The sequence below is a fragment of the Bifidobacterium margollesii genome (genome assembly GCF_002860355.1).
Lineage (GTDB): Bacteria > Actinomycetota > Actinomycetes > Actinomycetales > Bifidobacteriaceae > Galliscardovia > Galliscardovia margollesii.
Map to the genome: position 1 here is coordinate 15,987 of NZ_NMWU01000025.1, position 25,900 is coordinate 41,886.

Here is a 25,900-nt window from a genome sequence, read left to right on the forward strand (position 1 = left end):
TCAGCCTCCGGCTGACAGCTTCTCCTCTCAGGGGAAGCCAAGGAACGGAGCGATGGATCAGGCCGTGACAATCACGATTTGCAGCCTAATCCATCGCAACCCGGTTCTCACAATCGCAGGATCCTTGCAATCATGCGGTTTTGTGATTCCATCCGTTTCGGATTCGATGGATCAGACCGACATCCACGCAAAACGCAGCCTAATCCATCGATACGGCGGGATCGAACGCAGCCGCTTCGCTCATGGCACCTCATCAGTCGGCTACGCCGACAGCTTCTCGGCAACAACGGTCGGCCTATCGGCCGCGTTCCGTCCGCTCGCCTGTCGGCGAGCCTGAACCCTAGAAACGGCTCCGCCGTTTCCTTAACGGGTTCAGCCTAAGGGGAAGCCAAACAAGGTGGGGTGAAATTGAAAAAGGGTTTCAGGCTATTGCCTGAAACCCTCTCTGTGGAGCTAGGGGGATTCGAACCCCCGACCCCCTCCATGCCATGGAGATGCGCTACCAGCTGCGCCATAGCCCCAAAACACTCGGTATCGAGCGCCGATCAAACCGAATCGGAACCATCAATCAGTAACCTGCCCGGTTGATCAGACCTGTGACACTTTACTACCACATGCCGGAAAAATGCAAATTTCGCGAAATTTCAGGCGTGTCGCACGGTTTAATCAACGATTCATCAATGGTTTCGCCACTGGTCCGTCAACGATTCACCCGAGACCGAGAACGCCGATCACCGTCGAATCCGCTCATCCAGCGCTGCACCCGGATCAAGCCCCAGTCTTCGACGGATGAACCATCCAGCACCCAACGGCAACGCACTCGCCACGGCGACGCTACCCGAACCCAGTGCAATGGTTCTCGCATTGTCGGCGATCAGCAAACCGTCGCCCCCCGACGAGGACCCAGCGGAAGCCACAGCGGAATCGGCGGAATCTCCCGCCGCCGAACCGGCGGTTCCGTCAGCAGCACCGTCACCAGTGCCAGCACCATCAGCATCACCATCCGCGGCATCGCCCGTGCCGCCCTGAGCATTGGCGGCCGAGGCGACTCCTCCCAAACCGCCGGAGGAATAACCGGACCCCGACGAGGACGCCGCCCCACCACCACCGGAGCCTAATGCCCCACCGCCGGAAGTCGCCACCGTGGGGCTGCCGGCCGGAGCATTAACCGCGAACGAGGAATCGTACTGCACCGACAGCGGTCGCGCCACCTTGGCGAAATCACGCTGACTGTTCGCCGTGTACCAATAGGCCGACTGTCCGGTCTGCACTTGGAAATCCACGAAACTCTGCGGGAACGATCCCCAGTACGCGGCATTCGTGGCATCCTTTGCCGCCTGGCCGCCGTGGGAGCCGTTCGCGGTCACCTTCACGCCGAGATATTCCGGGGTTTTGGTGAATCCGTGGGAGGCAACGGCCTGCTTCACATCCACGCCGCGGAAGTCGGCGAGATGAATCGTCCGGGGCGAAAGCGTGACCCATTTGCCCGCATCATTCATGTCGGCCCCGTAACCGGAGGCGGTGGCGGTGAGGGATCCGTTGCCGGAGGCGTCCAGCGTGAGCTTCGGATCGGAAACGCTCCAGTAGGTCATGCCGCCGTAATAGGCGACGGTGAAGGAGCCCGACCACGAAATCCGGACCGACCCATCGGCGTTCACCACGCCGGAGCCCTTGGAAAGCACCACCTGCGATTCCGAATTGACGGCGCGACCGTCCGCCCTCTTCTGCATCGTCACCGTGCTGCCGTCCCTTGCGAGGCACCGGCTTTCCCATGACGCGGCAACCCATTTGCCGGACGAGTCGGGCTTTTCGATGCTGACGTTGCCATCCTTGGCCTTGTAGAATCCCGAGGCCCACACCTTGGCCCCTCCGGTGTTGCCGGCCTTGCCCGCGGACATGAAATTGCACACACCGTAGTAGGAGGCGGAATTCGTCTCATCGTTGAGACCCCAGCGCAGCGTGACGTTGCGATACGTCGCGCTTCCCGAGGAGTCCGTACCACCACCGGAGCCACCGTTGCCGCCGGTACCGTTGCCGGAACCGCCATCCGTCGTGCCGTTCGCGGCCGTGGTGATGGTCAGCGTATTCGACGAGCCTCCGGAGCCGAGCGCGTTCACGGCGGCGATGGTCACCTCGTAGACCGTCGAAGACTTCAGCCCGGTGATCACGCCGCTGCGATCATCCCTGTCGAAGGTGGCGGTCACCGCGCTTCCACCGGATTTCGGTCTGGCGGTGGCCACGAATCCGGAATAGGCGGGATCACCCTGATCGTCCGGGGCCTTCCAGAACACTTCGACCCGATCGGCACCGGCAGTGTCATGTCCGGTGAGCGTGGGCGCGCCAGGTCGCGTTCCGGTCGTGGACGACGTCGATTTCCAGGACACGGTGATCGGCGACGCCACCTTACGCGGCTGAATGCTTGCGGCGTCTCCGCTCGTCGTGAACCAATACGACGACTGGCCGGTACTCATGTTGAACGACACCCACGATTGCGGAAACGCTCCCCACCATCCGGCGTTGGCCGAGGTTTTCGCAGCCTGCATGGCGGATGCCGACGCCCCGGTTCTCACGCCCAGATAATCCGGCTGCGCCGTGATCGTACCGGCATCGGTGTCGAATGCGATCTGCGGATCGGCGCCGCTGGCCGATCCGGTAGCGAAATCAGCCAGATGGATGGTCGCCGATGTGATCTTCTCCCATTTGCCCGGATCGTTCATATCCGCACCGTAGCCGGACGCCCTACCGGTAAGCGTCCCTTTGCCGTTCACGATGGTGAGCGTCGGGTCGGAGATCGACCAGTACGTCAATCCGCCGTAATAGGCGATGGTGAACGAAGCGCCCTTCCATGTGAGGCTTGCGGATTTCGTCGCGGCGTCGATGGTTCCCGTTCCACCGGAGAGTCGCACGATGTTCTCCGAATAGGTACGCTGACCGGCATTCGATCCGCTGGCGAAGGTCAATCCTCCGGTGGCGCCGGAAATGTCGGTGCCTTCACGATTGGTGCAGCGGGATGAGAAACCGTCCACCCGTTTCAGCGTGCCATCGGCGGATGGTTTGAGAATCTCGGCGTGAGCGGATTCATCGACCGTCCGATACAGCGCCTTACCGTCGATGCCGGTGGAGGAGGCCGTCCACACGGCGCTCTTCCCGGCGTCACCGGCCGTACCTGCGGACAGCGCATTGCACCCGCCGAAATACGATCCGCCGCCGCTTTCCGGATTGACCCCCCAGTCGAACACGGCATCGGTGACGGTGATCGGCGAATCCGAAGCCGTTCCGCCCGTTTCGGAATCAGCGTTCGACGTTGCGGCCACCGCGGGAGCGATCGCCGCGACCGAACCGGCGCATATGGCCACCACGGAAGCGCCGGCGCACAGGGTTTTCAATATGATCCGACCGATGCTCATCACTGCTCCCCCTTGCCGTTCTCTGTGCCCTTGCCGGTCTGAGCACCCTTGTCATGTTCCGTGCTCTTGTCGCGCCCACCATCGTGCCGGGAGAAGAACCCGCGAAGCGTGGAATCCGCGACCACAGTGGAATCCGAAGCCACAGTGGAATCCTCGGCCAGTGACTGAGCCCGATCGGCCTTGGCCTGCTCCCTGACCAGTCGCCGATACTGCCGACGCCGACGTTTGGCGGTCTTCACCGCTTCACGCGCCCGAACGGCCTCCGCCTTCCGCTCCCGTTTGGCGATCTCCTTATCCAATGCCGCCGGGGAGATGCCGAGCAGCAGCGACTTCGCCGCAAGATACCCCCCGACACCGGCCGCCAGGACGATGACGGCGATACCGAAGATGATGATCGCGGCCACGATCAGCCAGCCTGCAATACCCAGCGCCGGAATCTGTGCGCTCATATCATTTCCCTCCATCGTGTTCCCCGATCCGTCATCGGTATTCGCTGCTGCGGCCGTATCGTTCGCGTTCGCCGCTTCGGCCGCCCGTTGTTTGGCTTCCTCGGCCGCCTTCTTTTCGGCCGCCGCCTTGGCCGCCTGCTGTTTGGCGGCCTCCTGCTTGGCCTTCGCCGCGGCAGAGGCCGAAGCCGAAGCCGCTCCGGACGATCCGCCTGAGGTCGATGCGGCTCCGGACGAATTCCCATCGCCGGCGGCCGCGTTCCCCTGCGATGCGAACCGCAGAGGCGTGAACGTCTCGTTCGCGGCATTCGTCACCCCATGCGCACCGATGGTGATGATGCCGCACTGCACGGCAGTGCAATCCACCGCAATCGGATTGTTCGACCGGTCGTAGCTGGTGAACTTCGCTCCGGGAACGGTGATCTTCGCGCTCCATGTGCCGTTCGCCGCGATCTGCCCGCCGTTCGCCGCCGAAGCCGTGGTGTCTCCCGGAAAGGCCACGAACACGTCATATCCCGCGGGATTGCTTTCGTCGTCGGGCACATACCGGTAGCTTTCGCCGGTCACGCTGCCCCGGGACGGTCTCCACGAGCCGCCCGAAGGATCATTCACCCACCCGAACAGCACGTATATGCCGCCGAATCCACCCTGTACGGACTGGAATCCACTGCCGGAAAGATCGACGACCGTCTTGCCGGTCGGATTAAGCGTTCCACCCTCCACACTGACGTTTACCCGAGCGCCGGCCGCCTGCGCGGGCCGCACGTCGCGTACGACGTCCATCACGACCATCGCCGCGATCATCATGATCGTCGTCAGCATCGCGATCAGTGGCCCCGCAAACCTCGCCGCACGGCCCGACACCGGCCGCCTTCTCATCATCCCGCTCACCGTTCGTCCTCCCGAACCCGTCGATACCCGTAGACGTTGCGCGTCACCGCCGGTCGTTTCGGCAGAATGATCAACCCGCCGTCCGGATGCGGAAGCACCTCGATCTCACACTGGTAGACGTCGCTGAGCATGGTCGAGGTGAACACCTCCTCCGGCGTGCCGATCGCCCGCAGACGCCCCCGCTCCAGCAGCGCGACCCGATCCGACCATGCGGCGGCCGCGTCGAGCGCATGGACGATCACCACCACCGCGCATCCGGCGGCCGCATACTCCCGGCCGATGCGCATCAGCATCTCCTGATGGCGAATATCCATCGCGGCGGTCGGCTCATCAAGCAGCAGAACGGGCGCGGACTGGGCGAGCACGCGCGAGAACGCGGCACGGCCCCGCTCACCGCCCGACAGCGACGTGTACACGCGCCCGGCAAGCGGCGTGACCTCGGTCATGCGCATGGCGGAATCCACGATCATGTCGTCGTCCGCCTCGCCGGCGGTGCCCTCCCACGGCGAGCGCCCCATGCGCACAATGCTTTCCACGTTGAACGGGAACGTCACGTCGACGGATTGCAGCAGCACCGAGCGCCGCATGGCCAGCTCGGCGGCATCCCATGCGGCGAGGGGACGGCCGAACAGGGAGACGTCACCGCCGGACAGCGGCACGTCGCCGGTGATGGCGTTCAGCAGCGTCGATTTGCCGGCTCCGTTCGGCCCGACCAGCGACAGCACCTCGCCGGCGCGGACGTCGAGCGTGACGTCGGAGAGAATGCGGCGATCACCGATCTCGACGCTTACCCGGTCGAGCGCCAGCACGCAGACGCCGGGGTCGGGCATGCGCGGCGTGCGATGGGTGGTGTTCCATGGCGGTCGAATCGATATGCTCATGCCCAGCCTCCTGATTTGGCGCGGCTGCGTCGCAGCAGCCAGAAGAAGAACGGGCCGCCGACCAGCGAGGTGAGCATGCCGATGGGCAGATCGGCGAACCGGATCGTCGTGCGGGCGGCGAAATCCGCGATGGTGAGTAGCAGTGCGCCGCCGAGCGCGGAGGCGGGCAGCAGGGTTCTGTGTTCGGGGCCGAGGATCATGCGCAGCAGATGCGGCACGACGAGGCCGACGAAGGAGATGATGCCGGCGAAGGCGACCGCCGACGAGACGAGCAGCGCCACGGCGAGCATGGAGCCGAATCGGAGTCGCTCCACATTCACGCCGAGGTGGCGTGCCGGTTTCTCGCCGAGGGAGAGCAGATCGAGACGACGAGCCATGAACTGCACGGCGATGATGCCGATGAGACACATGGGTGCGACCAGCGCCACCTGCTGCCAGCGACTGCCGTTGAACGAACCCATCTGCCAGAACACGATCTGATCGCGGGCGTTGGTGGGGGCGGCGAAGGTGAAGAACGAGATGAGTGCGCCGGCGATGGCGTTGACCGCCACACCGGTGAGGATCAGCGTCACGATTTCGGTGCGCCCGCCGCGACGGGCCAGCAGGTAGACCGACATGGTGGTGGCGAGGCCGCAGACGAAGGCGAGGAACGGCGTGGTGAACGCGCCGAGGAAGTTCCATCCCATCAGAATCGAGGCGCTGGCGCCGACCGCTGCTCCGGAGGAGACGCCGACGGTGCCGGGTTCGGCCAGCGGATTGCCGAACACGCCCTGCATGACGGCGCCGGCGACGCCGAGCGCGGCACCGACCACGATGGCCATGACGATGCGCGGGAACCGCACGTTCCACAACGCTTCGTTGCCGAAGGCGCGTGTGGGGCCTTCGAGCCAGTGGATGCCGATCTTGTTGAGCACGGAGCCGATCACCTGATCGAACGGGATGATCAGCTGGCCGAGCGAGGCCGATACCACGGTCATGATCAGCAGTCCGACGATCAGCACGATGAAGGTCAGCGTCGTTCTGCCGATACGCGGCTTGCGGCCTGCTGGCACGCCGGTTCGCCGTCCGACTACGGACGCTTCGGCGTCCGGGGTTGCACTGTCTGCCGCACTGTGTGTCACTTGGTGTTCTCCTGCTTCATCTCGTCAAGTCTCTTTTCCACCGCCTCGGGTTCGTGTTCGGGCTGGTACGACCGTTCGGGCGCGTATACGGCCGTGGCGAGCGCGGCCAGCACCTGTGCGGTCTGCGGCCCGAAGCTCATGATCTCGTAGTCGCTCATATCGACGACGCGTCGATGCTGACCGGCCGGGGTTTCCTTGATGCCCGGCAGGTCGAGCAGCCCGTCGATGCCGCCGGCCGACTGCACGCCGAGGGTCATCGCCAGGATCACGTCGGGTTTGGCTTTGATCAGCGCTTCGGCGTTCGTGGCGGCCATGCCCTTGAAACCCACTTCCTTGGCCACGTCGTTCGCGCCGATGGATTGGATGAGCGAATCGGCGCCGGAGCCTTCGCCGAACCAGTAGTAGATGGATTTGCCTCGCACGTAGAGGAACACGATGCGCGGCTTGCGGCTTTCCTCGGTGGGTGCCATGGTCCGGTTGATGGTCTGTATGGTCTGGCTGATCTCGCTGTTCGTCCGCGTGACGAGTTTGCGGCCCAGATCGGTCACGCCGAGCGCGTCGGCCACGGCCTGGATCTGCCTGCCGACGCCGGCGACCCCGTCATTGCTGGTCAGCGGTACGAACACGACCGGCACGCCGGACTGCCTCAGCTGCATCTGCACGTCGTACGGCCCGATGCTGGTGTCGGTGATGATGACGGTGGGTTCGAGCGCCAGGATGGCTTCGGCGTTGAGATCCATGCCGTTGGCGGTGACCTTCGGCAGTCGGTCCATACCGGAGGAACCGGTGGCGGTGTCGCGGCCCACGAGATTGCATCCGAAGCCGAGCGCATATACGGCGGCCGCGAGACCGCCGTTCTGGTTGAGGGCGAGGATGCGCGTGGTGTCGGTGACGGTTTGCCGCGGTCCGTCGGCGCTGGTGACCGTCACGGGCAGCTTCTGCTGTTCGAAGGGTGCGTTGGAGATCGGGATGATCTGGTCGGAACGTGTGTATGCGGTGGTCGGGCCGGTGATCCGCCTGGGGTCCTTGAGATTGGCGCGGGTGACGTTCGGCAGTTTGGGCGGGTTCGGGGTTTCGGAGGCCGTCGGCACCTCGCAGGATTCCAGTGCGGATTCGGAGATGGTGCCGATGTTGGCGCATCCGGCCGTGAGCAGCAGGCATACGACGGCGATGGCCGCGGCGAGCAGCGCCGTGGCGCTGCGGCGGTGATCGACGATCGGATGTCCGTGGTTCATGGACGGATGTCCGCTGGTCATGAACGGTTCCTTCCGGTTTTTCTGGGTCTATGGAAGCGGTCTGCGGAACAGCAGCGGCTGCGGGGACAGTGTCCGCAGAAAAACACTGCCCGCAGAAAACACTGCCCGGCCGGTTGTGCGGTTCCGGCCGGACAGTGTGTGGTGATCGATGCCGCCGTCGATGATCATTGCCGTCGACGGATCACTGTTGTCAGCGGATCACTGCATGACGGGGTCAGCGCATGACGCGACGGCGCAGCGCGAAGGCGACGCCGGCGCCCGCGGCCAGCAGGACGGTCACGGCGGCGATGCCCATCACGGCGGAGCCGGTCTTGCTCAGGGTGCCGGCCTTCGCCGCGGTAGCGGAGGCGGATCCGGTCTTGCCGGAGGTGGCCGTACCGGAACCGTTGGTGGTGCCGGAGCTGGTGGCCGTACCGTTGGTGGTCGTGCCGCCTGCATTGCTCTGACTGCCGGAGCTGGTGGTGCCGGACTGGCCGTTGTTCTGACCGCCGTTCTGGCTGCCACCGTTGTTGCTGTTGCCACCATTGTTGCTGGCGGCGGCCTTCACGGTCACCGGCAGTACGGTGCTGAGCTCGGTGCCGTCAACGGTCGCCGTGATGGTGACCTGTGCGGTTCCGGCCTCGCCCGCGATCAGCGACTGCTCGTCATAGCCGACGGCGGTCTGCTCGGTGTTCTCGGCATCGGCGTCCTGCGTGGGGAACGCGACGACGTTGGTGTCGGAGGACTCCCAATTCACGGTGACGTCTCCGGTCAGCTCGCCCTGCACAACCGCGTAGACGATCTTCGTTTCGGCGGCGTTCAGGGTCAGCGAGGTGATCGCCTTCTTGTCGGCGTCCGCGAAGGACAGCGTCGGCTTGATGGCCTGGGGCTTCGTCGCGGCGGAAGTGGCGGCCTCTCCGGTGCCGACGGCGTTCACCGCGGCGACGGAAACCGTGTATTCGGAGGTCGGATCAAGATCCTTGAAGGTGGTCTGAGTGACGGGAGCCTTCACGGTGACGGTGCTGGTCTTGCCGTCCTTGTCGGTCAGGGTAACGGTGTAGCCGGTGATGGCGGAGCCGCCGTCGTACGGGGCGGTCCAGCCGGCGGTGAGCTCGTGCACGCCGGCGGTGATCGTCACGCCGTTCGGGGCGGACGGTGCGACGGCCGGGGTGACGAGTTCGCTTGCGGCCTTGACGGCGGCGGACTGCTGTCCCTTGGCATCGACGGCGGTGACGGTGGCCGTCAGCGTGGTGGCGGGCTTGGCCACATCGTCGAACGTGACGACGTAGCCCTGCTGGTCGGCGACCGCGGCGACGTCCTTGGTGGCGATCTGCTTACCGGACTTGTCGGAAACCACCACGGTGTACTTGGCGACCTTGGAGTCGTTGGCCGCGGCGGCGGGGGCCTTCCAGCTCACCGTGGCGTTCGACTCACCGGACTTGGCTATGGTCACATCGCTCGGGGCGGTCGGGATCTGAGCCTTGAGGGTGATGGCCTGGGCTGCATCGAGGCGACGATCGGTCGGGGCCAGCTGGTGTGCGGCGACGGTGCCGACCACGTAGGTCTTGCCGTATTCGAGCTTGCCTGCCGCCACATCGACGGTGGCGGTGAACTTGCCGTCGGTGATCTGCGCGGGCTTCACCCAGGAGACTCCGGCGACCTTGCGGGCATAGGAGAGTTCGAACGTCTGACCGGGCTTCCACAGGGAGGAGTCGATCACGAACGCGTAGGTGCCGTAGGCCGCGGCGCCGCCGGTGAATCCGGTGCCGCTGACGGTGAAGGTGTTGCTCTTGGAGGGATCGATGTTCTCGGTCGGCGTGGCGGTGATGGCCGGGGTCGAGGTCGGGTCGGCGTTCGCCACCACGGCGTTGGATGCGGCGGAGGACTGCGAGGAGCCCTTGATGTTCTTGGCCACGACGGTGGCGGTGTAGGAGACGCTCGGCGTGGTGAGCTTGCCGAACGTGACGGAGGTGGTATTCGCGTCAACGTCCTTGGTCACGGCCTTGCCGGTGGACGGGGTCAGGGTCACGGTGTAGCCGGTGATGGCGGAGCCGCCGTTGTCGGCCGGGGCCTTCCAGTCGATCTTCACCTGATACGGGTCGGCCATGCCGCCGTTCACCGCGGTGGCGGTCGGCTTCGCCGGAGCACCGGGCACGTTCACCACGGGTTCGGGCGCCTTGGCGGTGTAGGCCACGGTGATCGGGGTGGGCGACTTGGCCTTGGCGTTCGCGTCGGAGGTACCGGAGTTGTACCAGTACGACGACTGACCGGTCTTGTCCTGGAAGCTGACGAAGTCCTGCGGCCACGAGCCACCGCCCGGCACTTCCGTGGTCTTGATGGAATCGTATTCCGGCGTGACGGTGAAGCCGTTGTCGGTGACCTTCACGTTCTTCAGCTGGGCGATGGTCTGGTCCTTGGCGACGGGGATGTCGGTCAGCGACCCGGGGTTGTTGCGGTCGGAGGCGTAGCCGCCGAGGTCGGCGGTGAGCGTTGCGGTGCCGTCGGCGTTGACCTTGAGCTCCGGATCCGAGGCGAACCAGTAGGTCATGCCGCCGTAGAACGCGACGGTGAAGGAACCGGTCCACTTGATGTCGGCGGTGTTGGTCTTGGCGTTGACGGTGCCGACTCCCTTGCTGAAGTTGACCGTGGCGTCGGTGGATGTGCCGTTGCCGCCCACGTACGCCGAAGCCTGCGCGCCGGTCGGGGTCAGGCACTTGGTGTCCCACGTCGGCGTGACCGTCAGCTTGCCGCTGGCATCGGGGGCCTTGATGCTGACGTTGCCGTCGGCCGACTGGTATCCGGGCTGCGGGGTCTGCGTGGTCCACACGCCCATGGAGGTCTTGCCGGCGTCGACCTTGCCCGCCTTGCCTGCGGAGAGGAAGTTGCATCCTCCCACCCAGGAGCCGCCGGTGGCCATCTTGCTCAGGCCCCAGCTGAGGCTGGCGTCGCTGACCGTGGAGTCAGTCGTTTCGGCCGCCGAGGCCGCCGGTGCCACAAGGCCCGTGCCGAGCATGGCGAGCGCGGCGATCGAGGCGAATGCGGCCATCCGCTTGTTGTTCGAGAACACTGCCGTTCCTTTCATCTCATGTTCCTCGCCCCGAATCCGCATGCGGTCCACATTGCCGCGAAACGCTTGGAATCACGGGGAAACGTTCGTTCTTCACGGCCGCTTCCTCAACCGATGGTGACTGTGACAGGCCTGCTCCGTAAAGATCGAAAGCAATATACGAGACGAAAAATCGACTTCTCAAGTCTTGATTTCCCCGGAAAAACTACGTAATCGCGCGCGCGATATCAGAACATCATCGGAACATCAATAGGTGTGAGAAAGATCACACGACAGTCGGCCGCTATGCTTGGTAACGGACATCGGGACCATGCCGAACCCAGCGGAATCGCGGTCGAGAACGGCACTGACGGCACTGCGGGACGGGGTTGCGCATATAGACGCACATCGCATATGAACGCACACAAGGAGTAGAACATGACCATCGTGGTATCCACCGACGGCAGCGCTTTGGGCAATCCCAACGGGCCGATGGGCTGGGCATGGGCCGATCATGAGAAGCATACGGGGGGCAAACCGGGACATCGGCATGACGAGCACGGCTATGATGCGGGAGGTGCGACGAATGGCACCAATCAGATCGGCGAACTGTGCGCCGTATTGGAGGCGCTGCGCGCGCATCCGGGGGATGAACCACTGCTGATCGAATCGGATTCCCAGTACGCGATCAACTGTTCGACCAAATGGGTCAAGGGGTGGAAGCGTAACGGTTGGCGCAATTCGCAGAAGAAGCCGGTGAAGAACGCGCAGATCATCAAGGCGATCGATGAGGAGATCGCCAAACGCCCCGGTTCCGTGGATTTCAAGTGGGTGAAGGGCCATGCCGGCAATGCCGGCAACGAGCTGGTGGACGAGCTGGCCCGCACCTATGCCGGCGACTGTCGTTCGGGGGCCCGTGACGGATATCTGCCCATCGAAGGATGGCAGTCGCTGATCGCATCGGAGTATGCGGATGGGCTGGACGTTCCACCGGACGTGCAGCTGGTGCTGGACGGCCAGGCCGACGCCGAATCGCTGCGCACGCAATCGCATTACGCGGATGCCGGTTCAACCGGCGACGGACGGCCGGATGCCGAGCAGTCCGGCGGCAAGCGACCCGGCAAGTCATCGCTTGCCGAAATGCTGACAGAACCGGAAGGCGTACCGGATCTGCAGTTCAGTACCGATCAGGCCGCCGAAAAGAATCCTGACCTGAATACGGGGGTCACGACTCCGGCAGCCGACAGAGCCACGGCAGTCGATACCGCGGAAGCGCCGCAGGCCCCGACAGCACAGGCCGACGCCGCACGTTCATCCGGCGGGCTGCATGCTTCGGGAACCATCCGCATCACTCCCCCACCGTCCAGCTCGCCGGCGTTCCACGGCGGCAGCATCACGATCAGCGGCACGATCACCTTCACCGGCACGGTGGCCGCCGACGGCACCATGCAGCTCGAAGGGCCGGTGACGCTGCACGCCCGCGTCAAGTAGGTCGCCGCACGGCATACCCGTCCGGCACCGCATGACGACGCAGCGGCGTAATATCGGCCGCCTTGCATACACTGATCACAGGAGTGATAAGAACGTTCAAAGTTCGATCGTCCACCATTGATCAGAAGGAGAATCCCATGGATAAGGCACAGCAGGATGCACTGAAGAAGGCAGCCGGCATCGAAGCCGCCAAGATCGTCGAAAACGGGATGGTCGCCGGTCTGGGCACCGGTTCCACCGTGAAGTTCCTCGTCGACGAGCTGGGCCGCCGCCATCAGGAGGAGGGCCTGGAGTTCACCGGCGTCACCACCTCCCGCCGTACGCAGGCTCAGGCCGAAAGCTACGGCATCAAGATCGTGGATGTGGACGACGTCGATCACATCGATGTGACCATCGACGGCGCCGACGAGGTGGACAAGAACTTCAACGGCATCAAGGGCGGCGGCGCAGCCCTGCTGTGGGAGAAGATCGTGGCGATCAACTCCAACAGGATCGTGTGGATCGTCGACGAGTCCAAGGTGGTCGACACCATCGGCGCGTTCCCGCTGCCCGTCGAGGTGATCCCCTTCGGCGTCGGCCATGTGGTCTCCAAGCTGGAGGCCAAGGGATACCACCCCGTGCTGCGCAAGAACGCCGATGGCGTCGAAGTGCGCACCGATGAGAACAACTTCATCGTTGATCTGCATCTGAACCGCATCGACCATCCGCAGGATCTGGCCGAGGATCTGATCAACATGGTCGGCGTGGTGGAGCACGGACTCTTCCTGAACATGGTGGACACGGTGATCGTGGGCGACCCGAACGGTCCGCGCGTGATGACCAACGGCAACAAGTAGGCCGCCCTGCCTTCCCCCACCGGGGGAAGGCAAAAGACTTTCGGTTATACCGGTTGTGTCGACAGCGAGAAACCGGGGGCGGAACCATCGTCCGAAATGGATACGAGGTCGCAGATGTCACGCAGACAGTACATGGCATACAGCGGCAGATAGGTCGTTCCGCCATCCTGCTCGATATTGGAGCGGGACAGCACCACACCCTGAGAGACGTGATATTCGGAATTGGCCAATACAGCGTTGATTGCGGCGTGTGTGCGGTAACTCCGTCCCGACTTAACCTCGAACGGCACTACGGAATTGGCATTCGTGTCTGCAATAAAGTCGACTTCGCCATGTTTCTTCGCCATGTAGTAATACAGCGAAACGCCTTGCGCCGTCAGCTCCTGGGCGATCACGTTCTCATAGATCGCACCGAGGTTCGGAGAGGAATCATCGAGATATGCGGCCTGAGCGGTTGACTGTGGATATCGCGCCATGAGCATGCCGGAATCAGACTGGTATAGTTTGAACTTCGGCGATTGCGAGGTACGTTTCAACGGCGATTTCGGTTCGGTGACACAGTTGGTTTTCAATGCCACACCTGCATCAACCAGCCAGAGAAAATCCTTCTGGTTGCGATCGTACCGGGCACCGGGACTGATGGAAGAGACGGCGAATCTGCCGTTGCCGTCAATCAGCTGAGCGGGGAGCCGGTCAAAGATATCCTGCACCTGCAATGCGCGATTGCCCGCGTACTGCGAGATATCGTGTCGATACTGCCGGTTCAACTCGGTCTGCACCGCGCGTACCGCCGCCAAATCGCCTTTGGTCTCCAGAAAACGCTGGACGACTTCCGGCATGCCGCCAACTACCAAATAGGTACGGAAGTTCGTCATCATCACATCATGAACGTACCTGTCGATCGGTGTGGCCGACCGACAGGATTCCCGGATGCTTTCCAGTGTCGTCTTCCGCACGCCGATGGCCCAGCAGAATTCCTCAAAATCCATGGGACGCATGGTTTTCTCAATGACCGAGCCAACCGGATAGGAGCGCACGCCCCTGAACTCGGTACCGAGCATGGAGCCGGAGAACACATAATCGAAACGGCCGTCGGCCACCAGAAACTTGACCATGGTCATCACGTCCGGCGACTCCTGCACCTCATCGATGAAAATCATCGTACTGCCGGGAACGAGCGGCGAAGAGGAGAACAGCGTCAGGCGACTGATGAACTCCTGCACATCGTTTGCCGACGCGAGCGCGCGGGCCGCCTGCCTGTTTTCGTACAGGTTGATTTCAAGGTAATGGGCATACTCACGCTTGGCGAACTCGCGCACTGCGTAGCTCTTGCCGATTTGTCGAGCGCCGGTCAGCAGCAGTGCCTTGCCAGTGCCGCTCCGCTTCCATTCCAGCAGGTCGTTCGAGATTTTGCGCTCAAGCATGGTTGTTCCTCTCTAAATCCCTTATGAGAGTAACATTTTCCGCCTTGTATGTGCAAAATACCGGATTTTAGAACGGCTTTTTGGTGCAAAATGCCGAATTGTAAATCAGGGATTCTGTGCAGAATGCCGCGCACATGGTTCGTATTACATCCACCTCATCCGACCGGCATTCGCCGGCCACCTTCCCCTAGCAGGGGAAGGCAAGAAGCGGTTAAACCGCCCAGCAGGCCACCTTCACCGCAAGAATGGACGGCCTACGGCCGCGCCTTTTCCGCTCACCTGTCGGCGAGCCCTCAGCGTTGCTTCCGGGCTTCCCCTTAGGCTGAGTCCGTTAAGAAAACGCCAGAGGCGTTTTTAGGACTCAGGCTCGCCGACAGGCGAGCCAGCAAAACATCGGCCGTAGGCCGTCCGCTCTTGCTGGGAAGCTGTCAGCAAAGCTGACTGATGAGGTGGCCCGAGCAAACCATCAGCCCAACAACACCCAGCCTCGCCACATCACCTCATCCGACCGGCATACGCCGGCCACCTTCCCCTAGCAGGGGAAGGCAAGAATTGAACCCGACTCCGTCGGCCACCTTCACCGCAAGAATGGACGGCCTAGGGGGAAGGCAAGAAGTGATCTCCTCAGGGGTTGATATGGAAAGCCCCCGGAACCTCAATGATTCCGGGGGCTTTCCCGTTGGCCGCACCATTACGCGACTCTGCGCCAGAGGCGCTGAAGACTACTTGCGCTGGTGGCGAGTCTTACGCAGCAGTTTGCGGTGCTTCTTCTTGCTCATCCGCTTGCGGCGCTTCTTGATGACCGAACCCATCTCAGCCTCCGTTCCTATACATATCGAAAAGATTGCAACTTGCCCAATAGTACTACGGTTCTCGGACGAACACGACCTTTCGAAAGGATACGGGGCATTGACGGGAGGTTACAGCGGGAATTTCTGGTAGAAATCCAGCACGTCGGCCTTCGGACCGGTGACCTGGAACACCACCGTGTCGTTCTGCCATACGGCGACCGCCTTGGCGTCATCGTCATCGTCGACCTTCACCAGATACGAACCCTTGGCCGCCCCCGACACCTTCACGCTGCCCTGGGCGAGCGTCTCCCCCTTCAGCGCATCGGTCACCTTCTTGTACTGGGATTGCGCCGAGGCGGCATCGGACCACTGCGCGGTCAGCAACGTGAGATCCTTGGCCGTCTGACCGGTGGAATACGTAACCGTGTATTCCTCGATCGGATTTGCGGAAGCCCAATCCTGGGCGCTCTGCGTCTTCACGCGGGCGTAGGCCGTTTCATCCACGGTATCCGGCGCGGCCGCCTTCAGCAGGGCGGTGGCATTGCTCGGCAGCGGCGATGCCTTGATGGTCGGCGTGGCGGGAGCGGACTGCGTCTGAGTGGACGTGGACTGCCCGGTGGCTTCGGTGGACGGCTTGCGCACGGCCCAGCCCGGCCATACGAACGCGCTCAGCAGAGCAAGCACCACGACCACGGCCGCAACGACGATCACAACCAGACGACGGCGGGAAGAAGTAGAAGCGTTATTAGACATAGGGCGATTCTCTCACGGCGTTAGGACGCTCGCCGTGGACTCTCCGAGGCCACCGAAGCCGCTGTCCACATGCGATTCCATGCTTGGGACATGGCGAAATCCTCGACTCAGTATCTTTGTTCGGAATGCGGTTGGAGCGGCGGCAAATGGTTCGGCCGATGCCCCGAATGCGGTCAATGGGGCACCATCGAGGAGTTCCGCGAAGCCCGACCGAGCGCACGCTCCCGAACGGTGGCTGCGAGCGGAGCCAACGCATCAGCCGCCACCGCCGCGACAGCCGGTCGGGGCAGTGGCGGCGGACCGATTCGCGCATCACGTACCGGCGCCGTACAGGTACCCGTTGGGTTCGCCACCCCGATCACCGACGTGGATTCGCATGACGTCTCCCGCGTTTCCACCGGGTTCGAGGAGTTCGATCGGGTGCTCGGCGGCGGCATCGTTCCCGGATCGGTGGCGTTGATCGCCGGAGAGCCCGGCATCGGCAAATCGACCCTGCTGCTGGAAACCGCAGGGCGCGTGGCGCAAAGCGCAGACCGGCAGACCGGTGACGGCGATGAGCCGCAAACCGACCGACCGGTGTTGTATGTTTCCGGCGAGGAGTCGCAGGCGCAGGTGAGCATGCGGGCCGGACGCATCGGGGCGATGAGCGACGACCTGCTGCTCGCCTCCACCACCGATCTGGCCACGGTCCTAGGCCTCATCGAACAGGTGCGGCCGAAACTGGCGGTGGTCGACTCCGCGCAGACGATCGTTTCGCAGGACGTCGACGGCATCTCCGGCGGTTCGACGCAGGTGCGCGAGGTGGCGAGCGCGCTGATCGATGTGGCCAAAACCCTTGATGTTCCGGTGCTGCTGGTCGGGCATGTCACCAAGGACGGGTCGATCGCCGGACCGCGCACACTGGAGCATCTGGTGGATGTGGTCTGCCAGTTCGAGGGTGATCCGCAGACCGCGCTGCGTATGCTGCGCGCGGTGAAGAACCGGTTCGGCCCGACCGACGAGGTGGGCTGCTTCGATATGAGCGGCGAGGGCATCGACGAGGTGACCAACCCCGGCTCGCTGTTCCTTTCCGATTCCGATGCGCCCGTGGAGGGCACCTGCGTCACGTTCACCGTGGATGGGCATCGCAGTCTGCCGATCGAAATCCAGGCGCTGGTCACCAATTCGGTGCTCCCCACCCCCCGACGAGCCACCAACGGCATCGATTCGAACCGTCTGGCCATGCTGGTGGCGGTGCTGTACCGCCACGGCCGTGTACCACTGCTCACCAATGATCTGTACATCTCCACCATTGCGGGAGGATTGGCCAAGGAGCCGGCCTGCGATCTGGCAGTGGCCGCCGCACTATCCTCCGCCGCGTTCCACACCCCCATCCCGCGCGATTGGGCCGCGATCGGCGAGATTTCGCTCACCGGACAGGTGCGGCCGGTTCCCCGGCTCGAATACCGACTGCGGGAGGCCGCCCGTCTGGGATTCACCCATGTGGTGGTTCCCAGACGACGAAAAGGGGTGAAACCGTTGCGAATCGAAGGACTGGAGATCATCGAGGCCGATACGCTGGCACGGGCGCTGAAGGCGATGGGCGTGGAACGGCGGTAGCAGCCTCTACTGCACGGTGCCATCTACTGCACAGTGCCATCTACTGAACAGTGACCGACAGCTGGTCGGATTCGGCTTTCGGCGCGTCACGCAGCGAGACCCGGGCCGTGTATGTGCCGGCGTTCACCTTCGGCAGGTTCGCGTCGGCCACGCATTTGCTGCCGGAACTGTTGGTGTTCCAGACGATCGACTGGATGTATTTGTCGTTGCCGTTCAGCAGCAGCAGATTGGAGTCCGCCGGACACACATTGGATCTCCACACCTCCTCGGCACCGGAGGAGATCGTAAGAACGAGCCCGCTGGTGGAACTGTCGATCAGGCAATCCTGATCGCTCTGATGGTCGATCGCGGCCTTGAACGTCACCGAACCGCCGACGCCGACCACCGCACTCTGAGCGGTGAGGGAAAGATCGACGTCCGCTGCGGTGCAGTCCGGAATACCCGCGGTTTTCTTCGGGCTCTTCGATGAGGACGGGGACGCCGATTGCGATGCCTGATCGTCGGACGATTCGCCGCCGGACTTCGCCGCCGACTGTGAATTCGTCGCCTGTGACCGGGACTGCTCCCCACCGGCCATACCGCGCACCACGCTGATCACGCCGAAGACGATGCCGCCGCATAGCGCAAGCGCCACCACCAGCAGCACGGCCGCCATGATGCGTCGACGTCGATAGATTGCCTGCTGCCGTTTGCTGGGTTTCCTTGTTGTGCGCTTGACCATATCTCCGAGTGTACGGCCACCGGCAAATCAGTCCTGCAGACCGGCGAATCAGTCCGGCAACCGCAGTGATCCGTCGGGCATCATCTCGATCAGCCCGTCCTCGTCAAGCGAGGCGATGCACGCGTCGAGCTGCACCCGATCCTTCCACAGCGCCCGGATCTCCTCACGGCCGATGGTCTGACTCCCCTGCGGTTTGGCGCGCAAGGCGTTCAGTACCAGTCCCCGAACCTGACGGTCCGTACCCTGGAACCGCTGACGGGGTCTTGTCCGACGTTCACCGAGCCCCGGTCTTCCCGCCGCAAGGAACCGGCATTCGGCCGACACCGGGCACCGTTCGCACATCGGCTTCTTGGCGGTGCACACCACCGCCCCCAACTCCATCACCGACTGGTTCCATACCGTCGATCGAACGGCATCGTCCGGCAGCACCCGCTGCGCCAGCTCGCGATCAGCCCGGCTTGTCGCGCCGCCCAACGACTCCCTGCCGTCGAATACGCGGGAAAGCACCCGTCGAATATTCGTATCGATCACCGCGATCCGCTTGCCGTAGGCGAAACTCATCACCGCACTGGCCGTGTAGTCGCCGATGCCGGGCAGAGCCGTCAGCCCGTCGTAGGTTTCGGGCAGATCGTCGTGGCATTCGTTCGCCACCACGCGGGCGCACTCCTGCAATCGCAAAGCGCGACGGGGATATCCCAGCTTCCCCCAGGCGGTGATCACTTCGGCGGTGGATGCGGCGGCGAGCGCGGCGGCGTCCGGCCAAGCGGCCATCCACGACCGCCAGTAGGGCACCACGCGGCTCATCTGGGTCTGCTGGCTCATCACTTCGGAGACCAGCACACCCCACGGGGTGGTTCGTCCGAACCGCCACGGCAGATCGCGGGCGTTGGTCTCCCACCATGCGGCGAGATGCCGCCGTACGGTTTCGCGCGTACCGTCCGCTTCCGTCATATCAACCGTCTCCCCCATGCCGTTTCACCCACCTCGCCCATATCGAATCTTCCTGCCGAATCTCCCTGCCGGATCCTCTCGCCGAATTCCTTCGCCGGACCCCGCAGACTTACTGTACCGAACCATATCGGATGCCGGCGCCGGAGCCGTCGCCGAATCCGCCCCGCTTCCCAGTCGTGTCGATTGGCGTTCTTATTCTTGACGACTGTGAATATGGAGCAGAACCCCGCAGACAATCCCGAAATCAAGGACGTCGATCACGCCGATCACATCGATCACGCCGATCCCGAATCCAAAGTGGAGAAGATGTTCGAGTACGGCTATCGCAAGTCGAACTACGGGCCCGACGAACTGGTGACCGACGCGCACGGCAATCCGATCAGCGTGGTGGACGCCATGCTCTCGGCCGAGAAGGCCGCGCAGACCGAAACCGTCACCCCTCACCTGTGCTACTACTCGCCTCGCATTCCCGGCAACACGGGTTCCGCGATCCGTCTGTGCGCGGTAACCGGCACGATTCTGCATCTGGTGGAGCCGCTGGGCTTCAATCTGCGCGATACGAAACTGCGCCGCGCGGGCCTCGACTACCACGACATGGCACATGTGGTGCTGCATCCGAACTTCGAGAATCTGGTGGAGTCGATGCCGGATTCACGCATCATCGCCTTCACCGCGCACGCCACGAAGCTGTACACCGACATCGAATACCGGCCGACCGACATTCTGCTGTTCGGGCCGGAGCCGGGCAACATCCCCGATCCGATGGACATCATGGCCGGTCCGCATGTGGCCGAGCAGGTGCGTCTGCCGATGCGACCGAGCCTGCGCAGCCTGAACCTGACGAACTGCGCCTCCATCGCCATCTACGAAGCCTGGCGCCAACTGGGATTTGCCGGCGGAGCGTGAGACGCCGGAACCGAAATACGTTGCGGCCGGTAAACTGGATAGGTCTGAGATTTCAGTCGTATCGCAGCCTTCAGAGGAGACTTCATGAACAAGGCAATCATCACCGTCGTCGGTCAGGACACGGTCGGCATCATCGCCCGCGTCTGCACGTACCTGTCGAAGCACCATGTGAACGTGCTTGACATTTCGCAGACCATCATCGACGGCTTCTTCAACATGATGATGATCGTCGACTATTCGGAATCCGACAAGGATTTCAGCGCCATGGTCGGCAACCTTGAGGATCTGGGCGACGACATCGGTGTGCGCATCCGCTGCCAGCGCGAAGAGATCTTCACCAAGATGCACCGCGTCTGATCGGAAGGGATGCACGACATGCTGAACATCATGGAGGTCCATGAGACCAATCAGATGATCGAGCAGGAGAAGCTCGACGTACGCACGATCACGATGGGCATCAGTCTGCTGGACTGTGCGGCCGCGGATGTGGACACCGTCTGCGACAACATCTACAACAAGATCACCTCGTATGCCAGGGATCTGGTGAAGACCGGCGAGGAGATCAGCCGCGACTTCGGCATTCCGATCGTCAACAAGCGCATCACCGTCACCCCGATCTCACTGGTGGGTGCGAGCTCCTGCAGGACGAGTGAGGATTTCGTCAAGATCGCCCACGCGCTGGATCGCGCGGCCAAGGAGGTGGGCGTCGATCTGATCGGCGGCTACTCCGCTCTGGTATCGAAGGCCATGACCCCGGCCGAGGAGCTGCTGATCCGCTCGCTGCCGCAGGCGCTGAGCGAAACCGATCTGGTGTGCTCGTCGGTGAACGTGGGCTCCACGAAGACCGGCATCGACATGAACGCGGTGGAGTTGCTCGGCCATATCATCAAGGACACCGCCGAGCGTACGGCCGACAATGATTCCTACGGCTGCGTGAAGTTCGTGGCGTTCTGCAACGTGCCCGACGACAATCCGTTCATGGCCGGCGGATTCCACGGCGTGACCGAAGGCGACGCGGTGATCAACGTGGGCGTGTCCGGCCCCGGCGTGGTCTCCCGCGCGCTTGACGCGGCCAAGGGCAAGGATTTCGAGTTCCTGTGCGAGACGATCAAGCGCACGGCGTTCAAGATCACCCGCGTGGGCCAGCTGGTGGCGCAGGAGGCCTCCCGCCGCCTCGGCATCCCGTTCGGCATCATCGATCTGTCGCTCGCCCCGACGCCTGCCGTGGGCGATTCCGTCGGTGAGGTGCTGGAGAAGATAGGTCTGGAGCAGGTGGGTGCGCCCGGCACCACCGCGGCGCTGGCCATGCTCAACGATCAGGTGAAGAAGGGCGGCATCATGGCTTCGAGCTATGTCGGCGGCCTTTCCGGCGCGTTCATTCCGGTTTCCGAAGACAAGAACATGATCGACGCGGCCTCCTCCGGATGCCTGACCATCGAGAAGCTGGAGGCCATGACCTGCGTGTGCTCGGTCGGTCTTGACATGATCGCCATTCCGGGAGACACGTCGGCGGCCACAATTTCCGGCATGATCGCCGACGAGGCCGCGATCGGCATGGTGAATCAGAAGACCACCGCCGTGCGCGTGATCCCTGTGGCCGGCAAGGGCGTGGGCGAGATGGCGAACTTCGGCGGTCTGATGGGCTATGCGCCGATCATTCCGGTGAACCAGACCAGCTGCGAGGCCTTCGTGACCCGCGGCGGCCGTATTCCCGCCCCGATCCACAGCTTCAAGAACTGATTCCACCCGGCTTCCCCTTGAGGGGAAGCCGTCAGCAAAGCTGACTGATGAGGTGGCCCGAACCAAACATCAGCCCATCAACACCACACTTCGCCCCCACCTCATCCGACCGACTTCGTCGGCCACCTTCCCCGCAAGAGTGGACGGCCTACGGCCGCGCCTTTTCTGCTCGCCTGTCGGCGAGCCCTCGCCTGAAAACGCCTCCGGCTTTTTCTTCACGGCTCGGCCTAAGGGGAAGGCAAGATCAGGCGGCTTTGACCCGCTCCTTGGCCTTGTAGCCGTTCTCCACGGCCTGGGCGATGTCGGGTTTGCGCTCGTGCAGTGCGGACGAGAACACGAACACCAGCACGATCAGCGCCAATCCGAATACGTAGCCGTATCGGGAGCCGTCCACGAATCCCTGCGCGGGGTTCGTTCCGCCGGCCGCGGTGTAGTGGGTCTGGCCGAGTCCGAGCAGACAGGTGGCGATGGCGGTGCCGACCGCGCCGACCACCTGCTGCATGGTGTTGAGCACCGTGCTGCCATCCGCCGACAGCTCCCGCGGCAGACTCCGCAGCGCCGCGGACTGCGCGGACTGCTGCATGAACGGAATGCCGATCATGATCACGATATGGGCCGCGAGGAACAGCGCCACCGGCGAGGCGACGCCGATGACCATGAACAGCGCGCCGCCGATGATGGCCATCGCCCCGCCGAACCAGACGAGACGCTTGGCACCATGCCGGTCGTACATCTGACCGGCGAGCAGGGAGCACACCGCGTTGACGATGCCGGCAGGCAGCATCAGCAGACCGGCCAGCGTGGAGCTCAGGCCGAGGCCTCGCTGCAGTTCCTGCGGCACGAGGTACATGAACGCCAGCGTGCAGGCGAACGAGCAGGTGACCATAATCGCCGGGGTGCGGAACGCGGCGATGCCGAGCACCCGCAGATCAAGCAGCGGGTTCGCAAGCGTGAGCTGACGGTAGGCGTAGAACGCCAGCACCGCGATGCCGACGACGAGCAGTGCGATCACCGTGACCGAGAAGCCCAGATCGGAGATCAGGCTGACGCCGGCGACGAGGCATCCGAAACCGGTGACGGACGCGAGGACGGAGAGCAGGTCGACGGAGGGACGGGTCCGTTCGATCGGCGTGACGAAGAACACGGCGGTAAGCACGAGGGAGATGACGGCCACGACGGCGAACATCACGAAGATCGCACGCCACGAGACCGCGCCGATCAGCACGCCGGCGAGGGTGGGGCCGATGACGGGGGCAAGCATGACGACGAGGCCGGCCACGCCGTTCGCGGCGCCGATGCGGGTGGGCGGGAAGACGCGCATGATCGCGGCGAACATGGTGGGCAGCACGATGCCGGTGCCGACGCCCTGCAGCATACGACCGGCGAGCAGCACCGGGAAGCTGGGGGCCATCGCGGAGACGACCGCGCCGATGAGGAAGCAGGTCATGGCAAACACCACCAATGTCTTGGCTCTGACCCATTTGAGCAGAAATCCGACGCAGGGCAGCACCACGCCGATGGCCAGCATGTAGCCGACGACCATCCACTGGGCGGTGCCGGAGGAGACGGCGAATTCGTCCATCAGATCAGGCAGGGCGATGTTCATCGAGGTTTCCGACAGCATGCCGAGGAATGCACCGGCATACAGACCGAGCATCACCCGGTGCGGATGACGGAATCGCGGCGCGGATTCCGGAAGCACCACGGTTTCGTGGGATTCAGTGGTTTCGTGGGATTCAGTGGGGCCCGCGGCATTTCCGGCTGCGGGCATGGATGCGGATTGCGATTCAGACAGCATAACCCTCTTGTTGATTCTCCATATGGTCCGGCGATGCACACCGGAACGATCTCGGGTGATTCCCCGCTTCTCATGTCGACTGATGGACCGGCTCGGATCGCCGGCCCACTGCGAAAACAACAAAAACCGCATGCCGTTCGGCGAAATGAAACGCCTTCAGGCATGCGGTTTTGGAAGTCAGCTGTCAAGCTAGCATGTTTCGCGCATCCTCGTAAGTGAATCGGGCGTGTCGCCCGCCGCGCCTCCGATTCAGATGTTCCGGGATGCCGATGCGGACGCCACTGCGGCCAGCGCTCTGGGAGCGTGGAAACCTCGACGTTCGAATTCGTCGGCGATGAGCTGCGCCATCTCCTCGGAGCGGCCTTCGTCCACCAGTGCGATGATCGAGCCGCCGAAGCCGCCGCCGGTCATGCGTGCGCCGTAGGCGCCGTTGCGGCGGGCCACGTCCACGGCCACGTCGAGCTCGGGCACGGTGACCTCGTAGTCGGTGGCCAGCGAATCATGCGAGGCGTTGAACAGCCGGCCGGCCTGTTCGATGTCACCGTCGGCGAAGGCGTGGACGAAGGTGCGCACACGTTCGATTTCGGTGACCACATGGCGCACGCGACGCTTCATGTTCTCGTCGGGCAGGGCGTCCAGCGTCTCCTTGAGCGCCTGGAACGGATCGCCGGCCTTCATGATGCCGTCGGCGCAGTAGCGCAGGTTCGGCACCTTGAGGATTTCGGCGGCCTTCTCGCAGGTGGCGCGGCGTTCGGCGTACTGCCCGTCGTTGAGCTGATGCGGCGCCTGGGTGTCCAACGCCAGCAGTTCAAGCTTGTGGGCCTTGAGGTCGAAGGGCTGCTGGGAGACGTTTTCCAGCGGGGTGAGCTCGGGACGGCAGTCGAGCAGCAGCGCATGGCCTTCGGTGCAGCGCATCGAGGCGTTCTGGTCGAGCCCGCCGGTGGATGCGCCGGCCATGTCGTTCTCCGACTTGATGGCGGCGTTGATCAGGGTCACGCGGCCGGCGTCGGACTGTCCGTAGCCGAGTCCGTACACGTCGTCGAGCGCCAGCGCGGTGGAGCAGGTCATGGCGGCGGACGAGCTCAGGCCGGAGCCCAGCGGCACGCAGGAGACGAATGCGGCGTCGAATCCCTTGACGTTGAAGCCTTTGAGCCGCAGCGCCCAGGCCACGCCCACCGGATATGCGGCCCAGCCTTCCACTCCTCCGGCCTCCAGCCCCTCCAGATCGGCTTCGACGGCATGGTCGGGATCGATGTCGGAAACCACGCGCACCTTGGTGTCGTTTCGTGGTTTCAACGCGATGTACGTGCGATGCGGCAGCGCGATCGGCAGACACAAACCGGCGTTGTAATCGGTGTGCTCGCCGATCAGGTTCACGCGGCCCGGCGCATTCCATACGCCTTCCGGCTTGTTGCCGAACGTGGTTTCGAACAATGCGGTGGCACGATCGACGCCCTCTTCGGCTTCGATCGGAGCGATGAACTGCACTTTTGCCATGATTCTCCTTCCTTGCAGCATGGCTGAAAGAACATGTCGTAAAAATGTTAAGTTTTGTGCGTTATTTGTTTAGTGTAGTGTGGATGCGCCTAACACGCAATCACCACGATCACCCGGCATGCTTGGTGGAAGCCGACGTATGGATCCCGACACACTCAAGGCCGTTCGGCCGGGGAGGCTACGCCTCCCCAAGCTTACGGTCGGGAGCCATACGCCGACCCCAACGGCCGCGAGGCTTTCCAGACAACGCTTGAGCCAGCGCAGAGGCCGGCATGTGTTTCTCGACCGTAAAGACTCGGCCGGAGCGGCCCGGAGCGTGTCGAGAAACACATGCCGTCCGATGCTCATACGCTCGAACATCCTCCA

General features: G+C 63.5%; 20 protein-coding genes and 1 tRNA gene. 7 read left to right on the forward strand and 14 right to left on the reverse strand.

From position 1 onward, the window contains the following. The first annotated feature begins 52 nt into the window (after positions 1 to 52). Positions 53 to 337: a hypothetical protein gene (locus Uis1B_RS07335; RefSeq protein ID WP_101616994.1), complete on the forward strand. Its 285-nt coding sequence runs from the start codon at positions 53 to 55 to the stop codon at positions 335 to 337. A 111-nt stretch (positions 338 to 448) separates the two neighbouring features. Here Uis1B_RS07335 and Uis1B_RS07340 read toward each other — a convergent pair. From Uis1B_RS07340 to Uis1B_RS07370, 7 genes are all read right to left on the reverse strand, one after another. Then, positions 449 to 521, reverse strand: a tRNA-Ala gene (locus tag Uis1B_RS07340). Between the two features lie 210 nt (positions 522 to 731). Further along, positions 732 to 3,407, reverse strand: coding sequence for a fibronectin type III domain-containing protein (locus Uis1B_RS07345; RefSeq protein ID WP_101616996.1), 2,676 nt, complete (start codon positions 3,405 to 3,407; stop codon positions 732 to 734). Then, positions 3,407 to 4,675, reverse strand: a complete 1,269-nt coding sequence (locus Uis1B_RS07350; protein WP_101616998.1) for a hypothetical protein — start codon at positions 4,673 to 4,675, stop codon at positions 3,407 to 3,409. Before Uis1B_RS07350 ends, Uis1B_RS07345 begins: the two co-directional genes overlap by 1 nt. Positions 4,676 to 4,740: 65 nt before the next feature. Further along, positions 4,741 to 5,625, reverse strand: coding sequence for a heme ABC transporter ATP-binding protein (locus Uis1B_RS07355; RefSeq protein ID WP_101617000.1), 885 nt, complete (start codon positions 5,623 to 5,625; stop codon positions 4,741 to 4,743). Then, complete coding sequence (locus Uis1B_RS07360; protein ID WP_207763395.1) at positions 5,622 to 6,746, reverse strand: FecCD family ABC transporter permease; 1,125 nt, start codon at positions 6,744 to 6,746, stop codon at positions 5,622 to 5,624. Before Uis1B_RS07360 ends, Uis1B_RS07355 begins: the two co-directional genes overlap by 4 nt. Continuing rightward, positions 6,743 to 8,002, reverse strand: coding sequence for a heme/hemin ABC transporter substrate-binding protein (locus tag Uis1B_RS07365; RefSeq protein WP_207763396.1), 1,260 nt, complete (start codon positions 8,000 to 8,002; stop codon positions 6,743 to 6,745). Before Uis1B_RS07365 ends, Uis1B_RS07360 begins: the two co-directional genes overlap by 4 nt. A gap of 214 nt (positions 8,003 to 8,216) precedes the next feature. After that, positions 8,217 to 11,063 carry a fibronectin type III domain-containing protein gene (locus Uis1B_RS07370; protein WP_165782791.1) on the reverse strand — a complete coding sequence of 949 codons (2,847 nt, stop codon included), beginning with the start codon at positions 11,061 to 11,063 and terminating at the stop codon, positions 8,217 to 8,219. Between the two features lie 402 nt (positions 11,064 to 11,465). On the opposite strand from Uis1B_RS07370, the gene Uis1B_RS07375 reads away from it, so the two are divergent. Next, positions 11,466 to 12,518 carry a ribonuclease H family protein gene (locus Uis1B_RS07375; RefSeq protein ID WP_101617004.1) on the forward strand — a complete coding sequence of 351 codons (1,053 nt, stop codon included), beginning with the start codon at positions 11,466 to 11,468 and terminating at the stop codon, positions 12,516 to 12,518. 137 nt (positions 12,519 to 12,655) lie between these two features. Next, positions 12,656 to 13,354 (forward strand): ribose-5-phosphate isomerase RpiA, encoded by a 699-nt coding sequence (rpiA, locus tag Uis1B_RS07380; protein WP_101617006.1) that lies wholly within the window; start codon positions 12,656 to 12,658, stop codon positions 13,352 to 13,354. 44 nt (positions 13,355 to 13,398) lie between these two features. Here rpiA and Uis1B_RS07385 read toward each other — a convergent pair whose 3' ends face one another. The 3 genes from Uis1B_RS07385 to Uis1B_RS07395 form a co-directional block, all read right to left on the reverse strand. Further along, positions 13,399 to 14,778: an ATP-binding protein gene (locus Uis1B_RS07385; RefSeq protein ID WP_101617007.1), complete on the reverse strand. Its 1,380-nt coding sequence runs from the start codon at positions 14,776 to 14,778 to the stop codon at positions 13,399 to 13,401. Between the two features lie 722 nt (positions 14,779 to 15,500). Continuing rightward, on the reverse strand, positions 15,501 to 15,590 hold the full coding sequence (locus tag Uis1B_RS07390) for a 30S ribosomal protein bS22 (RefSeq protein ID WP_004268639.1): 90 nt from the start codon (positions 15,588 to 15,590) through the stop codon (positions 15,501 to 15,503). Positions 15,591 to 15,698: 108 nt separating this feature from the next. Continuing rightward, on the reverse strand, positions 15,699 to 16,322 hold the full coding sequence (locus Uis1B_RS07395; protein WP_101617008.1) for a hypothetical protein: 624 nt from the start codon (positions 16,320 to 16,322) through the stop codon (positions 15,699 to 15,701). Positions 16,323 to 16,412: 90 nt separating this feature from the next. Between Uis1B_RS07395 and radA the strand changes: the two genes are divergently transcribed. Then, positions 16,413 to 17,921: a DNA repair protein RadA gene (gene radA, locus Uis1B_RS07400; RefSeq protein WP_101617009.1), complete on the forward strand. Its 1,509-nt coding sequence runs from the start codon at positions 16,413 to 16,415 to the stop codon at positions 17,919 to 17,921. A 40-nt stretch (positions 17,922 to 17,961) separates the two neighbouring features. Here the strand turns inward: radA and Uis1B_RS07405 are convergent, their stop codons facing one another. Then, positions 17,962 to 18,642: a hypothetical protein gene (locus tag Uis1B_RS07405; protein ID WP_133124880.1), complete on the reverse strand. Its 681-nt coding sequence runs from the start codon at positions 18,640 to 18,642 to the stop codon at positions 17,962 to 17,964. Positions 18,643 to 18,690: 48 nt separating this feature from the next. After that, positions 18,691 to 19,611, reverse strand: a complete 921-nt coding sequence (locus Uis1B_RS07410; RefSeq protein ID WP_165782792.1) for an HhH-GPD family protein — start codon at positions 19,609 to 19,611, stop codon at positions 18,691 to 18,693. Positions 19,612 to 19,899: 288 nt separating this feature from the next. Between Uis1B_RS07410 and Uis1B_RS07415 the strand changes: the two genes are divergently transcribed. The 3 genes from Uis1B_RS07415 (at position 19,900) to Uis1B_RS07425 (ending at position 22,239) form a co-directional block, all read left to right on the forward strand. Next, complete coding sequence (locus Uis1B_RS07415) at positions 19,900 to 20,499, forward strand: tRNA (cytidine(34)-2'-O)-methyltransferase (protein ID WP_101617040.1); 600 nt, start codon at positions 19,900 to 19,902, stop codon at positions 20,497 to 20,499. An 84-nt stretch (positions 20,500 to 20,583) separates the two neighbouring features. Beyond that, positions 20,584 to 20,856 (forward strand): ACT domain-containing protein, encoded by a 273-nt coding sequence (locus tag Uis1B_RS07420; RefSeq protein WP_094664857.1) that lies wholly within the window; start codon positions 20,584 to 20,586, stop codon positions 20,854 to 20,856. An 18-nt stretch (positions 20,857 to 20,874) separates the two neighbouring features. After that, positions 20,875 to 22,239, forward strand: a complete 1,365-nt coding sequence (locus Uis1B_RS07425; protein WP_101617012.1) for a PFL family protein — start codon at positions 20,875 to 20,877, stop codon at positions 22,237 to 22,239. Positions 22,240 to 22,483: 244 nt separating this feature from the next. On the opposite strand, the gene Uis1B_RS07430 is transcribed toward Uis1B_RS07425, so the two are convergent. Together Uis1B_RS07430 and galK are read right to left on the reverse strand one after the other, a co-directional pair. Beyond that, a complete protein-coding gene (locus tag Uis1B_RS07430) occupies positions 22,484 to 24,037 on the reverse strand; it encodes a DHA2 family efflux MFS transporter permease subunit (RefSeq protein ID WP_243390307.1) in 1,554 nt (517 codons plus the stop codon). 249 nt (positions 24,038 to 24,286) lie between these two features. Further along, complete coding sequence (galK, locus tag Uis1B_RS07435) at positions 24,287 to 25,534, reverse strand: galactokinase (RefSeq protein ID WP_101617013.1); 1,248 nt, start codon at positions 25,532 to 25,534, stop codon at positions 24,287 to 24,289. Positions 25,535 to 25,900: the final 366 nt, after the last annotated feature.

Excerpts from the sequence above, each read along its gene's own strand:
- Uis1B_RS07335 (WP_101616994.1), top strand. The coding sequence starts at position 53 with ATGGATCAGGCCGTGACAATCACGATTTGCAGCCTAATCCATCGCAAC.
- Uis1B_RS07345 (WP_101616996.1), bottom strand. The coding sequence starts at position 3,407 with ATGAGCATCGGTCGGATCATATTGAAAACCCTGTGCGCCGGCGCTTCC.
- Uis1B_RS07350 (WP_101616998.1), bottom strand. The coding sequence starts at position 4,675 with ATGCTGACGACGATCATGATGATCGCGGCGATGGTCGTGATGGACGTC.
- Uis1B_RS07355 (WP_101617000.1), bottom strand. The coding sequence starts at position 5,625 with ATGAGCATATCGATTCGACCGCCATGGAACACCACCCATCGCACGCCG.
- Uis1B_RS07365 (WP_207763396.1), bottom strand. The coding sequence starts at position 8,002 with ATGACCAGCGGACATCCGTCCATGAACCACGGACATCCGATCGTCGAT.
- Uis1B_RS07370 (WP_165782791.1), bottom strand. The coding sequence starts at position 11,063 with ATGAAAGGAACGGCAGTGTTCTCGAACAACAAGCGGATGGCCGCATTC.
- Uis1B_RS07375 (WP_101617004.1), top strand. The coding sequence starts at position 11,466 with ATGACCATCGTGGTATCCACCGACGGCAGCGCTTTGGGCAATCCCAAC.
- rpiA (WP_101617006.1), top strand. The coding sequence starts at position 12,656 with ATGGATAAGGCACAGCAGGATGCACTGAAGAAGGCAGCCGGCATCGAA.
- Uis1B_RS07385 (WP_101617007.1), bottom strand. The coding sequence starts at position 14,778 with ATGCTTGAGCGCAAAATCTCGAACGACCTGCTGGAATGGAAGCGGAGC.
- Uis1B_RS07390 (WP_004268639.1), bottom strand. The coding sequence starts at position 15,590 with ATGGGTTCGGTCATCAAGAAGCGCCGCAAGCGGATGAGCAAGAAGAAG.
- Uis1B_RS07395 (WP_101617008.1), bottom strand. The coding sequence starts at position 16,322 with ATGTCTAATAACGCTTCTACTTCTTCCCGCCGTCGTCTGGTTGTGATC.
- radA (WP_101617009.1), top strand. The coding sequence starts at position 16,413 with ATGGCGAAATCCTCGACTCAGTATCTTTGTTCGGAATGCGGTTGGAGC.
- Uis1B_RS07405 (WP_133124880.1), bottom strand. The coding sequence starts at position 18,642 with ATGGTCAAGCGCACAACAAGGAAACCCAGCAAACGGCAGCAGGCAATC.
- Uis1B_RS07410 (WP_165782792.1), bottom strand. The coding sequence starts at position 19,611 with ATGGGGGAGACGGTTGATATGACGGAAGCGGACGGTACGCGCGAAACC.
- Uis1B_RS07415 (WP_101617040.1), top strand. The coding sequence starts at position 19,900 with ATGTTCGAGTACGGCTATCGCAAGTCGAACTACGGGCCCGACGAACTG.
- Uis1B_RS07420 (WP_094664857.1), top strand. The coding sequence starts at position 20,584 with ATGAACAAGGCAATCATCACCGTCGTCGGTCAGGACACGGTCGGCATC.
- Uis1B_RS07425 (WP_101617012.1), top strand. The coding sequence starts at position 20,875 with ATGCTGAACATCATGGAGGTCCATGAGACCAATCAGATGATCGAGCAG.
- Uis1B_RS07430 (WP_243390307.1), bottom strand. The coding sequence starts at position 24,037 with ATGCTGTCTGAATCGCAATCCGCATCCATGCCCGCAGCCGGAAATGCC.
- galK (WP_101617013.1), bottom strand. The coding sequence starts at position 25,534 with ATGGCAAAAGTGCAGTTCATCGCTCCGATCGAAGCCGAAGAGGGCGTC.